This is a genomic window from Bradyrhizobium sp. LA6.1, from assembly GCF_040547805.1.
GTDB classification, from domain to species: domain Bacteria; phylum Pseudomonadota; class Alphaproteobacteria; order Rhizobiales; family Xanthobacteraceae; genus Bradyrhizobium; species Bradyrhizobium barranii.
The window spans coordinates 14,716-28,890 of the sequence record NZ_JBEPQK010000002.1 but is presented as its reverse complement, the minus strand read 5'-3'; the positions used below and the strand labels follow the sequence as shown (position 1 = coordinate 28,890).

Sequence of the window (14,175 nt, the reverse complement as noted above, 5' to 3'; positions counted from 1 at the left end):
GGAAAAGGCGCATCGTTCAGGCGTACCTTGCCAACATCCATTTCATGTTCAGATACGGCCAGATCCGCCCGACCGCCTCCCAGTCCCACGTCTTCGACGCTGTCAGACGGCCGACCGCTTTGCGCAAGGCAGCTTCATTCACCAGTTCGGCAAACGCCGGCACATCTTGGTCGAGCAGATCTGCCATCCAGCCGGCCAAAGGTCCGTTCAACCATTCGGGCATCGGCGAATTGAAGCCGACCTTGCGGCGCGCCGTCCTGATCGATTCCGGCATCAGATTGGCCATCGCCCGCCGGGCGACCGCCTTAGTATAGCCGTCTGCCGACTTGCTGCTCTCGGGAAGTGCCATCGTGTAGGTCACCAGGCGCCAGTCCATGAAGGGCATGCGGACTTCGATGCCGTGGGCCATCGAGAGACGATCGAAGTTGCGCAGGATGGTGGGCAGCACCGTGCTGTGAAACATGCGGTACAGCCGCCGGTTCAGGCCGCCCCATTCACGCGGCAGCACATCCTCCTCGGCGACCAGCGGAAGCAAGGCGGGAAGATCGCGCAGGCCGCCACGCAGGAAATAGACGCCCTTGCGCTTTAGGGCCAGCATGCGCAGGACATCCACGCCGCACCGCGCCAGCGACGATCGCGAAGCTAGGTCTTCCGTCGCGTTCCGGATCCGAAACCCTAGCGCCTGTCCTTCCTGCATATAGGCGCCCATCAATTCGTCGGCCCCGTGGCCGTCGAGCGACACCGTCACCTCGCTTTGCCTCAATTGCCGATAGATGAGCCACACGGCGCTGGGCAACCCGATATAGACATCGTCGAGGTCGTCGAGAATCCGGTCGAGGTCGGTCAGCGCGTCGCCCTGCCCGATTTCGAGGAAAGTGGGCTCGACCTTCGCCCAGGCCGCAGCCTCCTCGGCCATCGGCCTCTCGTCGTTCGAGGCGCCCGGGAACGTTGCGACGAAAGCATGCCGCCACGCGGTGCTATCGCGCGGCCCCATCCCGGCCCGCTCGTGCGCGGCCATGGTGCAGATCACCGCCGATGAATCGAAGCCGCCGGACAAGCAGGTTCCGATCGGCACGTCGCTGCGCATCCGCAAGGCCACGGCATCCTGGAACAGTTCGCGGAAACGATCGACACGCTCGGCTTCAGTGACCGGCACGGCCGGCAGATGGTCTACGGTCCGCCACCACCGGCGGACACTGACCTTGCCCTGGCGCAGCCACATGCAATGACCGGCCTGCAGACGGCGAACCTGCCGAAACAAGGTTCGTTCACTTCCCTCGATCCCGAAGGCGTCGAGCAACAGCCGGCGCGCCACGTCCATGTCGACGGAAGCATCGATCAGTCCGCTGCGCACCAGCGCCCGCTGCTCAGAGGCAAAAACAAATCGCTCCGGCGACATCGCATAGAGCAACGGCTTGATGCCGAAGCGATCGCGCGCGAGGAACAATTCGCGCGTGCTTGTGTCGAAGATCGCCAGGGCCCACATGCCATTGAAGCGCGGCAGCATGTCTTCCCGCCAGGCTTCCCATGCGGCCAGGATCACTTCGGTATCGGACTGGCTGCGGAAGACCGCGCCTTGCGCCTCGAGCTCGCGGCGCAGCTCGAGAAAATTGTAGATCTCGCCGTTGAAGACAATGACGTAGCGGCCGTCCGACGACAACATCGGCTGATAGCCGCCCTCGCCGGGATCGATGATCGCAAGGCGCCGGTGGCCGAATGCGAGAGTCCGGTCCGCACTGAACCAGATCCCTTCGCCGAACGGACCACGATGCGCGATCAGGCTGGTCAGCCGCGAGATGTCGGCCGGCTCGACCGCATTGCCGCGCAAATTGACGATTCCGGCGATTCCGCACATATCCTAGATGGCCTTCAGGGGCACGAAGCGACTGACAATGGCCCGCAGGTCCTGCCAGCAGGCATTTCGATACGGTCCGAGCTGCGACGCGGCAACTTCGACGACAAAGATGATCGCAGCTGTCAGCGACGAGACGACGCCCACGGACCACCAGGACGGCGCAAGCTGGAACAGTGCACGGTCGAGACCGTAGCGCAGCGCCAGCGCCGTCGCGATTCCGATGCCAAGCGGCATCAGTACGCAATGGACGACGCGCGACCAGATGCCGGGAAGATCAAAACTGCGGCGCAACAGCACGACGATGGTCGTGATCTGCGCGATCATGCCGGCGCAGGCGCTCCAGCCTGCGGCTTGCCATCCGAAGCTTGGCAGGACGATCGCACTAGTGACGAGGGTGACGACACCGGTAACCAGCGCGATGAGCGCGTTGGAGCGCGAGCGTGCCTGCGCCAGCAGATAAAAGCCGAACACGTTCGCACTGGATCCGAGGATGCCGGCAATCGCCAATACGACGAGCACCCGCGCAGCCTCGGCCGCGACCTCGGCACCGGTCCAGACATGCAGCAGCGGACCGGCCACGGGGATCAATGCGCCAAGGGCACTTGCGGCCAGGACGTTCAGAATCCACGACGATCGGAACAGTAGATCGACCTTGCGATCCTCGCTCTCCTTCTGCAACGTGCTGAAGAACGGAAACAGGATCTCCCCGACCTTGAGGATGCCGATATAGGTCGCCTCCTGCAGACGCTGCGCAACACCGTAGAAGCCGACGAATTGCGGTTGCAGCAGCGCGCCAAGCAAATATCGATCGGCCTGCCCCGCAAGCAGCGCACCACCCTGCGCGGCGACTTGCCAACCGCCCAGCCGAACCAATTTGCCGAGCGCCTCGCGGTGCAGCGCGGGCGGAGCGAGCCATTGGCCCATGCCACGGGACCAGACCAGAGCCATCAGCAGACCGGTTGCAAACCCGAGCGCCTGACAGCCGAGAAAAGTCGAGGCATGTGGCGCGGCGGGGATGAGCAGCAGCATCGAAAGCGTCGAGATCAATGTGCTGACAATGCCGATCGAGGCAATCCGGCGATAGTCCTGCCGCGCGGTGAACAACGACACGAAGACCGCCGACACGCATTGGCACAACCAGCCCGCACTGGCCAATGCGAAGGCCAGTCCAAGATCGTCGGCCGCGGGACCTGCCAGATGAAAGCCGAGACGCGCCAGCGGGGCTCCGGCAACCCAAAAGAAAATGGTGATCAGGCCGCCAGCAGCAGTCGCGACCGCGATCGCCGTTGCAAACAGGCGCCGCGCATCATCGCGGTCGGATGGCTCCAGTCGCAGCGCAAGCTCTCGCGCCGTCGACAGTCCGAGTGCGTTGCTGAACACGAGCGCGGGCGCAACGCAGGCGGTCACAAGACCCGCGACACCGAACGCGGCGAGACCGAGGCGAGCGATCACGAAGGGCAGGATGGCCAGGTTCAGCACCACGGCCACGACGAAGGCCACCGCATTCCACGCCGAATTCCCCAGCAGATCGGGCGGTCTTTTCTTTAACGCCATGCCAGCCACCCGGCCTTCACCCCGCAACGCCTTCGCTACCGCGCCGATCAGGGCTCCCCCTGGGTATCGCGAAACCGGGCTAGCAGCCAGCACGCGGAATGTCGATAGGTTCGCAGAACGGCAGCCGCCCGGCGGCGCGGGGCAGATTCGATTGCCCTTTCAGGCCTATCGGGCGTGTGGTTCGATCCGGGAAAGGCGCGGTTCAGAGGCCGTCCGACTCGCCGTTTTTCGGCGTCGAGCGGGGCGTGAACGGGGCAAATGACGGTCCGTTCGTGGTCGGGACGATCATCTTGCTCTCCGCACCCGCGGAATTGGTCGTCGCGGGGGCGGAGGGCCCGCATCCGGCCGTTACAGCCCCAGCACCTCGCTGCGCTCGCCGAGCTTGAGCGTCACCTCGCGCGGCTCGACCGCGGTCAGCGACCGGCCACCGAGCGATTCGCCTTGCCGCAATCGCACGACCTTCTGGTCGATCCGATTGAGGAAGATCGCGATTGTGTCGCCCTCGCCGACCACGGCGCCGACCAGCAGCAATGGCGGCGGCGCCTCGACCGGCACGGGCGGTGGAGGCGGCTGCGCCTCTTCCACCGGAGCCGCGGCAACGGCGCGGGGCGGCGGCCGGCGCGACGCCGAGAAGATCGGGCGCTCCTGGGTGACGGTCAGCGCCGAGAACGGCACCGACCACAGCGGATTGCCGCGGGGGATCGGCTTGCTCGCAGTCTGCGACGGCCGCGCGATCGGCCTCATGGTGCCGACATCAAGGCTTTCGGCGGCGCTGGGCGCGGCATCGCCGGACAGGATGTCCATGCGTGACCAAGTGGCAGCCGCGGTCTCGGCAATGCCCAGGATCATGCTCAAAATCCAACATGACGCGGCAGCCGCGCCCAAGATGACCAATCCCGTCGGTTTCAGCCCCCGGACATCTTAATTCCCTTGCGAATGGTTGCCACGCCAGCACGCGGCAAGCCTCGCCCACCAGACTAGTTACGATGCGCCCCCGCCATCAAACCGGGACCGGTTTGATCCCAAGCCCGACTGCTGTCCATCAGCTTCCTGCCATGTTGCAACGTGTGAGAGTGTTGCCCAACGGCCACGATCATTGAAATTGCACGCGGAACAGTTGGGAACCCGGCGCAAATAAGCCTTGCTGCCATCGGCCGTATAGATCTGCGCCTTGATGCTGCTGCCGCTGCTGTCGCCGCCGGTCTGGCTGAAATCGTACCAGGTCACGACAAAGCCGCCATTGGGCAGCGCCGAGATGGTTGGCTTGAGCTGGTCGGAGGCCGTCGCGGTGTTGACCAGGAATTCGCTGCTGACCTTGCTGCCATCAGCCGCAAACATCTGCGCCTTGACGCTGGTCGCTTCGTCATCGCCGAGCGTTCCGCTCAGATCTTCCCAGGTCACCACAAACCCGCCATTGGCCAGCCCCGTGATGGTTGCGTTGTCCTGGCTGCCGCCGGTTTTCGAGTTTTTTGAGCGGCCGCCGAGAGCCAGGGAGGCCGAGGCGTCAGACGGTCGATGCTCGCGGCTTGGCGCCCATTCCGGGCCTGGGCGATCTCTCTGCGCGTCATCTTGGTGGTCACGGCGTCGCGGAGCGTTGCCGGAGGCGGAATGGCCGTTGCCGAGATTGGCCAGTTGAACCGACGAGAACAGTGACGACGCGCCGGGATTGAGATTGATGCCCAGGTTCGTCGTGTAGTTGGACAGATCGTAGGTATCGACGCCACCGCCGTCCCAGACCGTCTCGTAGATGCGGTTGGCCGAGCCGCCAGCGCCGCCGCCCGGCGCGAGCTGCCCGACCCCGTTGATAATCTCCTGCCCAGTCGTCGGGCTCCAAGCATAGACCATGTTGCTGCTCTGCGTGGTGTAGTTCGCGCCGTACATTGCCTGGAGTGCAAGGATATCGTTGGCCATGTAGGTCTGCGGATACCCGTAGGCCTCGTTGGTATAGCCGCTTGTCGTCGATGCACCGACATAGCTGCGATAGCTCATGACGGTATATTCGCTGTCGTCGTGGCCGCTCGGCACCGCAACATTGGCGGGGCCGCCAGCCTCCTGGCTGTGCTTGAGCCCGAGGGCGTGGCCGAGTTCGTGCAGCGCGGTCGTGAAATAGTAGTTGCCGAGCTTGGCCAGCGAGTAATTGTATTGGGTCCCGAACTACACGTCGCCGCCCGACGCATAATTACCGGGGTAGTAGGCGTAGGAGGTCGGATTGGCTGAGGGCGATTGCGCGATCATGATGTCGGCGCCGTTGGTCCCTGCGTACTGGATGCTGGTGTTGGTGTAGCCGAGGATCAACCCGATCGCGTAGTTGATCGCGGTCTGCATCTGCGCCGGGGCAGAGGCAAAGCCTGAGTTCGTCGGCTCGCCGTCGCCGCCCGTGTATGGATTCGCTTAGTCGCCAGGCACGTCCGGAAAGCTGTAGGTGATCGCGTCGGACCATTTGGAGCCCGACAGCAGGCCGTCGATCTCGGCGTTGTTGGTGGCACTAACGGTGTCAGAGGTGGCCAATGTACTCTCCGGGGTGACGCGTCGCGCGTCATTCCGGGCACTGGCGGCTGATTCTAGCTCCGGGGGTAAACGTTTGTCTTAAGCTTGTGTCCGTGCCTGGCCCCCTTCCGTAAGGCTGCACTGGCCATCAAATTCCGTAGTCATACGGTGCCGAAGACAGATTGCGGGTTCCGCCTGAGACTATGTTTTGTAAGGGAAGTGATGAAACTCGGCCCATTGTCAGCCGGACTGATCGGTGCCCTGGCGGTGCTCGCCGGGCCGGATCGTCTGCCCATCGGAGAACAGCCTGTCATGGTCGGGAAAGCCAAGGCGGACGACAGCGCCAAGGACAAGGCGGGAGGCACCCCCTCCATGCCCATGGGCCGCGATCCCTCCGCGGCGGTGGCGGAGGAATACGAAGCCGCCCGCCGGAAGGGAACGCGGGAGGCGCTCGAGCTCTTCCTTGCGCGGCACGGTGATGATCCGCAGTCCGAGCAAGCGCGCGCCGAGCTGAAGCGCCTGTCGCGCTGACCCCTTCGTGCAGCGCAGCAAGCCGCGTCAGGCATTGCATTTCGACAGGCGGCATCCGCGCAGGCCCAGACTTGTCGCATGATGTTTCAGCACTATGGTATCCCCGCAATCTGTCCTGGAGCCTCTCAAGATGCCCTTTCCGCATGCCTCGGAAGCCCTGTCGCGCTTCACCGTGCTCGATCTGACCCGTGTCCGGTCCGGACCCACCTGCGTGCGGCAGCTTTCGGACTGGGGCGCCAACGTCGTCAAGATCGACGCGCTGACCGAGGATGCCGGCGGCGAGCAGCCCGGCGGGCCGCGGCGGGGTTCCGACTTCCAGAATTTGCACCGCAACAAGCGGGCGATGACGCTGAATTTGAAGGATGAGCGCGGGCTCGCCGTGTTCAAGCGCTTGGCCGCCAAGGCCGATGTCGTGGTCGAGAATTTCCGTCCCGACGTGAAGAAGAAGCTCAACATCGACTATGAGACCCTGCGCGAGATCAATCCGCGTATCGTCTATGGCAGCATCTCCGGCTTCGGCCAGGACGGGCCCTACCACAAGCGCCCCGGCTTCGATCAGATCGCCCAGGGCATGGGTGGGCTGATGTCGATCACGGGCGCGCCGGGCGAAGGGCCGATGAGGGTCGGCATTCCCGTCGCCGACCTCACGGCCGGCTTGTTCTGCGCCATGGGCATCCTCACCGCGCTGCTCGAGCGCGAGGTGTCCGGCAAGGGCCAGTGGGTGCAGACCTCGCTGCTGCAAGCGCAGATTTTCATGCTCGACTTCCAGGCCGCGCGCTGGCTGATGGAGAAGGAAGTCGCCAAGCAGGCCGGCAACAACCATCCGACCAGCATCCCGACCGGCGTGTTCAAGACCTCGGACGGTTACATCAACATCGCCACCACGGGCGGACGGATCTGGGAGCGTTGCGCGCAGGCGATCGGCGCGCCGGAGCTCTACAGTGATCCCGACTATGCGACCGCGCCGGCCCGCTCCAAGAATCGCGACGCGCTCAACGCCAAGATCGAGGAGCGCACGGTCACGAAGTCGACCGAGACCTGGGTCCGCGAGTTCAACGATGCCGGCGTGCCCTGCGGACCAATCTACGCCATCGACCAGATGTTCGAGGACGCGCAGGTCAAACATCTCGGCATCGCGCAGGACGTGCCGAACGACGAGGACCGCCACATCCGCCTGGTCGGCCAACCCGTCACGCTGTCGCGCACGCCGAGCAAGATGGTGGCGCGGCCGCCGGAATTCGGCGAGCACACCGACGAGGTCTTGAAGGAGTTCGGCCTCAGTTCAGACGAGATCGCGACGCTCCGGAACGCCAAGGTGGTGTGAAGAACGGCTGCGTCTCAACAGCCGGCGTTTCGCATCCGGATCGCCGCGGTGATCACCATCGACCGCGCATTGACGGCTTACGCAACCATCTAGATCTCGCGCAAACGCTCGAAGCGCGTGCCGACATAGCGGCCGGCAGCATCGACGACACGACAAGCTCTCCGCCGTCATGGTAGAGCAGCACGACCTTTGGCTCCGCCTCGAACTGTCCGGTCGGTGGGTCGCCCGGCGCGCCCTGCGAGGCATAGAAGGGCTGCGATCTCGCCACCTCGTGGGTGAACTGGTTGGGCGGCGGCGAGATCAGGCAGTCCGACGGGATCAGTGACGAATCTGGAAGCACGATCGCTTTCGGTCGTTTCATGCCCTCCATGATCCTGTATCGCTGAATTCCCGAGGAGCCTTGCTTGGCAAAGCGTTGGCCTTAGGTGCCAATGCTCTCCTCGGGCAACGTGATCGGAATCCGCGGGAGCACGATGCCTCTTGACTTTTTAGCATGCGCGGCAACGAGCCCCGCCTCAGCCATCTGGAGATGATCAGGCAGCTGATACGGCTGGGCAGCGTCCATGTTCACCTCATAGCCGAGATCCTGCAAGCTTCGTCACCCGGCTCATCGGATTGCCGCCCTGATTGACGAAGCCGGTCATCAGCTCTGCGCCGAACACGGTGTCGCGCCAATGCGAGTCCACCGTCCCCTCCCCGCCCGTGTTTTCAACGGGAACAGGCAGCGACCCCGCGCTCCGGCATTCTGCGGGCGCAAGCGGTTCGGTCCCGCCTGACCGAGAATCCTCCCCGGGCCGTAAATGTCGGTGCCTTGCGCCGTGATACGCCGATTGTTGAACCTCTCGCCGCCGACAATGACATCAGGCAGATCGCCAACGATCGCGTGTGTCCAGCGGTCTGCAGCAAGCTTGAAGGCGGCCTTCTGCTTAGGCGTCAGCCCGCCCAGGAATCGAACTTCGTCGTGTAGCCTCCGGCAACGACAGCGGCGGCCGCGTGTGAAATCTCCTTGCCCTTCCGGGCCCGATAATGCTCAACAGCCATGACGTCCTCCAAAAAAGAACAGATCAACAAAATCTAGGATTGTATTTTGGTGCTGATTAGCGTCGCTGACAAGCGCGGGAAGCGTCACGGGCTCTGACCGTTTCACGATGAAATACCGAAAGTGCGGCGTCAGCGCCGGGCTTTCGACTCATCGTCACCGCGATCAGGAGGACCACCGCAGATGCTGAGCTCCAGATCAGGGATGCGCTCAGTGAATTTTCGCCAACTTCGCTCTCACGATGTCGAACGAGGTCGGTTGCTGCTAACCGCGTGAGCTTCGCTCAGGGGCCTAATCGAGTCGGATCAATGCAACGACGACCTGCATCGTGCCAGCGTGAAGGAAATCGCAAGCACCAAAAGCCCCGGCGAGCCGGGCTTTGGCATCTCACGTCATCGCTGAGCCGCTGCGATCATCGTTCTTACTGCAACCCAGACGGATTGGTTGTGCTGCCGATTGGCGTGATCGTTCCGCCTGCACCGTTATCCGAGAAGCGATTGTTCGAATACGAGTTGACCGTGCCCGACACGCCAGCGGTATTGAACGAACGGTCATTGTTGGACGGGTTGACCGTTCTTGCTTGATGCCGATCGCGTTGAAGGAAATCCTCATGGCGTCAATGTTAATGCCGCCGCCCGAGATGGCAATACCGGCAACCGAGTTGCTCGACACGACCGAATTGCTGAGAACGGCGGCGCCGCCACCGACGCCGACACCGTTGGCTGCATTGATCAACCTGACATTGCTGAGCGTCGCCCTGATCAAGCCCGCCGCCGCGCTTGCAATCGCAGACCGCTGCCTCCCATATCGCGAATCGTAATGTTCACGACATCCCTGTGCCGGGCTAGGCGAAATTGCCGTTGATCAGGCAGTCCTCGACGTAGACGAAGCTCCCCTCGCGAGCGGTGATAGTCATGTAATGCACTATTCCCAACATCGCGATCGATTCAAGGGCGAAACTGCACCCAGCGACATGGGCTTCGAACTTTATCGGACTTACGCGACACCTATACTGATGGCGTTTCCAATCCGCTTGGCTCACACGGCAGGCTTCGCCTGCCGCGGCCACCCGACGCAGCGCAGCAAGCGGTCGATCACAGGCCAAAACAACAGCACAATCGCCAAGGTTGTGATCGAGCCAACCAGGCCGTTCGACCAAAACACCTTGAGGTTGCCGCCGGCCCCGATCATCGACAGGCGGAAGGCATCCTCGGCGCGGTTGCCGAGCACGAGCGCGAGGGTGAACGGCGCGAGCGGGATGCCGATCTTCTTGAAAACGTAGCCGACGACGCCGAAGCCCAGCATCAGCCAGATGTCGAACATCGCGTTCTGGATCGCAAAGGCGCCGATCGCGCAGGACACCACGATCATCGGCGCCACCGCGGCGAATGGCACCCGCAGGATCGAGGCGAAGATCGGCACCGTCGTCAGCACCAGCACGAGGCCGACGACATTGCCGAGATACATCGAGGCGATTAGACCCCAGACGAAATCCTTGTGCTCCACGAACAGCAGCGGACCCGGATTGAGTCCCCACACCATCAACCCGCCGAGCAGGATCGCGGCCGTGCCGGAACCGGGAATGCCGAGCGCCAGCATCGGCAGCAGCGCCGAGGTGCCGGAGGCATGCGCCGCGGTCTCCGGCGCGAACACGCCCTCGATGCGGCCCTTGCCAAAGCTCTCGGGATCCTTGGCAAAGCGCTTTGCGAGGTTGTAACCCATGAAGGAGGCCGCGATCGCGCCGCCCGGGGTGATGCCGAGCCAGCACCCGATGAAGGAGGAACGCAGCAGCGTCACCCAGTATTTCGGCAGGTCCTTCCAGACGCTGAGCACGACGCGGAGCGAAATGCTCGCGGCGTGTCCACGCAGCGCCAGCCGCTCCTCCATCGTCAGCAGGATCTCGCTGATGCCGAACAGGCCGATGACTGCAACGAGGAAGTTGATGCCGCGCAAGAGCTCGGCCGAGCCGAAGGTCATGCGCAGATTGCCCGACACCGTGTCCATGCCGACGCCCGCGAGCAGAAGACCGAGCGACATTGAGATGACCGTCTTGTGCTTGGCCTCGCGCCCCAATCCGACGAAGGAGCAGAAGGTCAGCAGATAGACAGCGAAGAACTCGGGCGGGCCGAACTTCAACGCAAAGGAGGAGATCATCGGCGCGAGGAAGGTGATCAGCAGCACCGCGACCAGCGAGCCGATGAAGGAGGACGTGAACGCCGCGGTCAGCGCCTCCGCCGCCCTGCCCTGCTGCGCCATCGGATAGCCGTCGAACGTGGTCGCGACCGACCACGCCTCGCCGGGGATGTTGAACAGGATAGAGGTGATGGCGCCGCCGAACAGCGCGCCCCAGTAGATGCAGGACAGCATCACGATCGCCGAGGTCGGATCCATCGTGAAGGTGAGCGGCAACAGGATCGCAACGCCGTTGGGACCGCCGAGCCCGGGCAGCACGCCGACGAAGATGCCGAGCACCAGCCCGAACATCATCAGCACGAGCGTCTTCCACGTCAGCAGGACGGCGAAGCCATGAAGCAAGAGACCGAAAGCTTCCATCGTGAGCGCCTAGTAGCCGAAGGCCGCTTCTAGCGGCCCTTTCGGCATGATGACGTCGAAGGCGATGTCAAAGGTGACGAACATGATCGCCGTGAACAGGAAGGCAGTGAGCAGCGACTTCCACAGCGCGATCTTGCCGACGAGTCGCATGAAGCCCGCGATCAGGAGGAAGCTCGCGACGTAGAGGCCGAGGAACTGCATCACCAGGCAGAACAGCAGCGTCGGCACGAACACCGCCATCACACGGCGCGCTTGCGCACGCGTGACGAAGCTTTCGGATGCCGCGCGATGCGCCACGAAGGCCGCAATCAGGCCATAGAGGCTGCCGCCACCGAGGATGACGGAGAGATAGAACGGGAAATAGCCGGGCTCCGGCCCGGTCGAATCCCAGGACGCGCCGGTGCGCCAATTGTCATAGCCAAGCGTTGCGGCCAACGCGAGCAACAGCAGGCAGACGAATATCTCGATCGTGCCCGAGGAGACGACGGAGGGTGAGCCGTCTTCAGGCGCGGTCGGATCGTCGACGATGATTTCAAGATCGGTTTGGGACATGAGCTGATTTGCAAAAGCCGGGAGTGATGTCACCTCGCCCCGCTTGCGGGGAGAGGCAGAGGCCGCGTCCGCGGCCGTTTTCTAGAACGCCGAAGCGCCGGGTGAGGGGGACCCTCCGCGAGTCTGTCTGCCATTCTCTTCCGGGAGGGAAGCCCCTCACCCATGCCCTCTCCCCGTAAGAACGGGGGGAGGGCAAAGAGAGACGGCTACTTCGCGACGAATCCGGCTTCCCTCATCAGCGACTTGTTGGTGGCGTCGTCTTCCTCGAGGAATTGCACCATGTCCTTGCCGGTGAGGAAGATCGGCTTCAGCGCCTGCTTTTCCATGTAGTCCTTGTATTCCGCGGTCTGCGTCACCTTGTGGAACAGATCGACATAGAACGCCTGCTGCTCCGGCGTGACCTTGCCGGGCAGGAACATCGCGCGTAGCATCAGATACTGGACGTCAACGCCCTCCTCCTTACAGGTCGGGATGTCGGCCCAGGATTGCGTGTCCGTCACCTTGCTAGTGTAGGAGATGCGCTCCTTGTCGAACACGCAGAGCGGGCGCACCTGGCCGGCACGCCAGACTTCGAGATTTTCGCTCGGGTTGTTGACGTTGGATTCGGTGTGGTTGCCGACGAGCTGGGTCGCGGCCTCGCCGCCGGATTTGTAGGGCAGATAGGAGAATTTCGCGCCGGTTTTCTGCTCGAGGAAGACGGTCAGCACGTGATCCTCGCGCTTGGAGCCGGTGCCGCCCATCTTGAACGGCGAACTCGCCGCCTTCGCCGCCGCGACGAATTCCTTCACCGTCTTCGGACCTGCGCTGTTGTCCCACAGCACGAACTGGTCGAGCGCGATCACCGAGACCGGCGTCAGCTCGCGCCAGTTGAACGGGATCTTCGCCGACAGCGGCAGCATGTAGATCAGCGAATAGGCGATCAGCACCTTGTTCGGGTCGCCTTCGCTGGACTTCATGTACATCAGCGCTTCCGCGCCCGAGGCGCCGCCCTTGAGCGAGACGACGATCGGCTGCTTCATCAGATTGTTCTTCTGAATGGCGGCCTGCATCATCCGCGCCATCTGGTCGGAGGCGCCGCCCGCGCCGGCGGCCACCACGATCTCGACGGGCTTGGTCGGCTCCCAGCCGGCAAAAGCCGGCGCGCCACAAAGCGCAGCGGCCAGCACGACCGCGGCCTTCATTCCATGTCCCACGTGCGTCTCCCCAAGTTTTCGCCTATGTTATTGTTCGGATTGGCAATTCGCGAAGCAATGCGAATTGCATTGTGCGGGCGAATGCCGGCCAGTTCAAGCCGGCCCGGCGCCGCTCGGCTTATGACTTTGGAATGAGATCGATTGCAAGCTCGACCGCCAAAATCTGGGGACTGGAATAGAAGGCGAGCCCCCAAATCAACGTTGCAGTTCGGGTTGCCCCCTACGATCGTTCGGGAATGACCTGCTGTTTGGCGGTGAGAGATAATGTGTCACAGCTTTGTGCCACAAAGCCCACGAGATCATCGGGCGGATGGGCCAGCACGCCGGATGCAACCGATATGATCACTGGTCTCCAGTCGCTTCAGTGAACAACGGGCGCGTTTCCTCATTTCGCAGATGCCGAGAGCCTATGGTCTATTTCAATCGAAATTCCACCGGAGGAAAATCAGAGGTAGGTCTAAGCACTTTGGTATTCGCTGTTGTCGTATTCGCGTTCGTTGTCACAAGCCTCATGATCGCGCCGGGCGCGGATGGGCTGTTAGGTGCATACCTCGCCGCCCTAATGCTCGGCATCGCCTGCAACGACGCCCGCCACTACCTCATTCCAAACGAGCTGACCGCCGCGGCTTTCGGAATTGCTTTGTTACGCGGATCAATCTTATTCAATGCGAGTGCATCATCCATGCTGTGGCTGGTCTTTCGCGCCTCAGCGGTAAGTCTGCCGTTGCTTCTTCTCTTGTTGTTCTACCGCCACTGGCGCGGCCGGAACGGATTGGGACTTGGGGACGTAAAGCTTGCCGCAGTTGCCGGTGCCTGGCTCGAACTCCCAACGGCGGCCGCGGTGATCGAATTGGCGGCACTTTCGGCGATTGCCGTCTACACCGCCAATGCTGTCGTGCGACGGCGGTCGCTGCGAGGTACGGCATTCCTGCCGTTCGGACTTTTTATGGCGCCCGCTATTTGGATCGGCTGGCTGAGCGAACAATTACTTTTGCGCTGGGGCTATTTCTGGCCGGGTTGACCTCGTCGCTTGCAAGGTCGGTGCCTCGGCGGTCCCGTGGCCGCGAGTTGAGCGATCGAGACGCGG

General features: G+C 63.0%; 13 protein-coding genes. 4 read left to right on the top strand and 9 right to left on the bottom strand.

The genetic code is table 11. The features are described 5' to 3' along the window. Window positions 1-16 precede the first annotated feature (16 nt). The 5 genes from asnB to ABIB99_RS03740 all read right to left on the bottom strand — a co-directional run bounded on the left by asnB (window position 17) and on the right by ABIB99_RS03740 (window position 5,734). Window positions 17-1,855 (bottom strand): asparagine synthase (glutamine-hydrolyzing), encoded by a 1,839-nt coding sequence (asnB, locus tag ABIB99_RS03760; RefSeq protein WP_063982144.1) that lies wholly within the window; start codon window positions 1,853-1,855, stop codon window positions 17-19. 3 nt (window positions 1,856-1,858) lie between these two features. Beyond that, window positions 1,859-3,409, bottom strand: a complete 1,551-nt coding sequence (locus ABIB99_RS03755) for a lipopolysaccharide biosynthesis protein (protein ID WP_245328605.1) — start codon at window positions 3,407-3,409, stop codon at window positions 1,859-1,861. A gap of 348 nt (window positions 3,410-3,757) precedes the next feature. After that, window positions 3,758-4,258 carry a hypothetical protein gene (locus ABIB99_RS03750; protein WP_225048942.1) on the bottom strand — a complete coding sequence of 167 codons (501 nt, stop codon included), beginning with the start codon at window positions 4,256-4,258 and terminating at the stop codon, window positions 3,758-3,760. Window positions 4,259-4,390: 132 nt separating this feature from the next. Further along, window positions 4,391-5,398, bottom strand: coding sequence for a M10 family metallopeptidase C-terminal domain-containing protein (locus ABIB99_RS03745; protein WP_502917479.1), 1,008 nt, complete (start codon window positions 5,396-5,398; stop codon window positions 4,391-4,393). A 165-nt stretch (window positions 5,399-5,563) separates the two neighbouring features. Then, window positions 5,564-5,734 carry a hypothetical protein gene (locus ABIB99_RS03740; protein WP_321576380.1) on the bottom strand — a complete coding sequence of 57 codons (171 nt, stop codon included), beginning with the start codon at window positions 5,732-5,734 and terminating at the stop codon, window positions 5,564-5,566. Between the two features lie 384 nt (window positions 5,735-6,118). Here ABIB99_RS03740 and ABIB99_RS03735 point away from each other — a divergent pair, with 384 nt between their 5' ends. Together ABIB99_RS03735 and ABIB99_RS03730 are read left to right on the top strand one after the other, a co-directional pair. Next, complete coding sequence (locus ABIB99_RS03735) at window positions 6,119-6,427, top strand: hypothetical protein (protein ID WP_038957490.1); 309 nt, start codon at window positions 6,119-6,121, stop codon at window positions 6,425-6,427. 130 nt (window positions 6,428-6,557) lie between these two features. Beyond that, window positions 6,558-7,751: a CaiB/BaiF CoA transferase family protein gene (locus ABIB99_RS03730; protein ID WP_208087804.1), complete on the top strand. Its 1,194-nt coding sequence runs from the start codon at window positions 6,558-6,560 to the stop codon at window positions 7,749-7,751. 52 nt (window positions 7,752-7,803) lie between these two features. On the opposite strand, the gene ABIB99_RS03725 is transcribed toward ABIB99_RS03730, so the two are convergent. Beyond that, window positions 7,804-8,112 carry a hypothetical protein gene (locus ABIB99_RS03725; RefSeq protein WP_225048943.1) on the bottom strand — a complete coding sequence of 103 codons (309 nt, stop codon included), beginning with the start codon at window positions 8,110-8,112 and terminating at the stop codon, window positions 7,804-7,806. Between the two features lie 1,261 nt (window positions 8,113-9,373). On the opposite strand from ABIB99_RS03725, the gene ABIB99_RS44480 reads away from it, so the two are divergent. Next, entirely contained in the window at window positions 9,374-9,610 is a 237-nt protein-coding gene (locus tag ABIB99_RS44480; RefSeq protein ID WP_208087805.1) for a hypothetical protein, read from the top strand. Between the two features lie 218 nt (window positions 9,611-9,828). Here ABIB99_RS44480 and ABIB99_RS03715 read toward each other — a convergent pair whose 3' ends face one another. From ABIB99_RS03715 to ABIB99_RS03705, 3 genes are all read right to left on the bottom strand, one after another. After that, on the bottom strand, window positions 9,829-11,343 hold the full coding sequence (locus ABIB99_RS03715) for a tripartite tricarboxylate transporter permease (RefSeq protein ID WP_038957487.1): 1,515 nt from the start codon (window positions 11,341-11,343) through the stop codon (window positions 9,829-9,831). A gap of 9 nt (window positions 11,344-11,352) precedes the next feature. Next, on the bottom strand, window positions 11,353-11,895 hold the full coding sequence (locus tag ABIB99_RS03710; protein ID WP_038957486.1) for a tripartite tricarboxylate transporter TctB family protein: 543 nt from the start codon (window positions 11,893-11,895) through the stop codon (window positions 11,353-11,355). A 206-nt stretch (window positions 11,896-12,101) separates the two neighbouring features. Then, on the bottom strand, window positions 12,102-13,076 hold the full coding sequence (locus tag ABIB99_RS03705) for a Bug family tripartite tricarboxylate transporter substrate binding protein (protein ID WP_208089502.1): 975 nt from the start codon (window positions 13,074-13,076) through the stop codon (window positions 12,102-12,104). Window positions 13,077-13,497: 421 nt separating this feature from the next. On the opposite strand from ABIB99_RS03705, the gene ABIB99_RS03700 reads away from it, so the two are divergent. Further along, complete coding sequence (locus ABIB99_RS03700) at window positions 13,498-14,109, top strand: prepilin peptidase (protein ID WP_080584039.1); 612 nt, start codon at window positions 13,498-13,500, stop codon at window positions 14,107-14,109. The last annotated feature ends 66 nt before the right edge of the window (window positions 14,110-14,175 follow it).

Excerpts from the sequence above, each read along its gene's own strand:
- asnB (WP_063982144.1), bottom strand. The coding sequence starts at position 1,855 with ATGTGCGGAATCGCCGGAATCGTCAATTTGCGCGGCAATGCGGTCGAG.
- ABIB99_RS03755 (WP_245328605.1), bottom strand. The coding sequence starts at position 3,409 with ATGGCGTTAAAGAAAAGACCGCCCGATCTGCTGGGGAATTCGGCGTGG.
- ABIB99_RS03750 (WP_225048942.1), bottom strand. The coding sequence starts at position 4,258 with ATGATCCTGGGCATTGCCGAGACCGCGGCTGCCACTTGGTCACGCATG.
- ABIB99_RS03745 (WP_502917479.1), bottom strand. The coding sequence starts at position 5,398 with ATGAGCTATCGCAGCTATGTCGGTGCATCGACGACAAGCGGCTATACC.
- ABIB99_RS03740 (WP_321576380.1), bottom strand. The coding sequence starts at position 5,734 with ATGCAGACCGCGATCAACTACGCGATCGGGTTGATCCTCGGCTACACC.
- ABIB99_RS03735 (WP_038957490.1), top strand. The coding sequence starts at position 6,119 with ATGAAACTCGGCCCATTGTCAGCCGGACTGATCGGTGCCCTGGCGGTG.
- ABIB99_RS03730 (WP_208087804.1), top strand. The coding sequence starts at position 6,558 with ATGCCCTTTCCGCATGCCTCGGAAGCCCTGTCGCGCTTCACCGTGCTC.
- ABIB99_RS03725 (WP_225048943.1), bottom strand. The coding sequence starts at position 8,112 with ATGAAACGACCGAAAGCGATCGTGCTTCCAGATTCGTCACTGATCCCG.
- ABIB99_RS44480 (WP_208087805.1), top strand. The coding sequence starts at position 9,374 with ATGCCGATCGCGTTGAAGGAAATCCTCATGGCGTCAATGTTAATGCCG.
- ABIB99_RS03715 (WP_038957487.1), bottom strand. The coding sequence starts at position 11,343 with ATGGAAGCTTTCGGTCTCTTGCTTCATGGCTTCGCCGTCCTGCTGACG.
- ABIB99_RS03710 (WP_038957486.1), bottom strand. The coding sequence starts at position 11,895 with ATGTCCCAAACCGATCTTGAAATCATCGTCGACGATCCGACCGCGCCT.
- ABIB99_RS03705 (WP_208089502.1), bottom strand. The coding sequence starts at position 13,076 with ATGAAGGCCGCGGTCGTGCTGGCCGCTGCGCTTTGTGGCGCGCCGGCT.
- ABIB99_RS03700 (WP_080584039.1), top strand. The coding sequence starts at position 13,498 with ATGGTCTATTTCAATCGAAATTCCACCGGAGGAAAATCAGAGGTAGGT.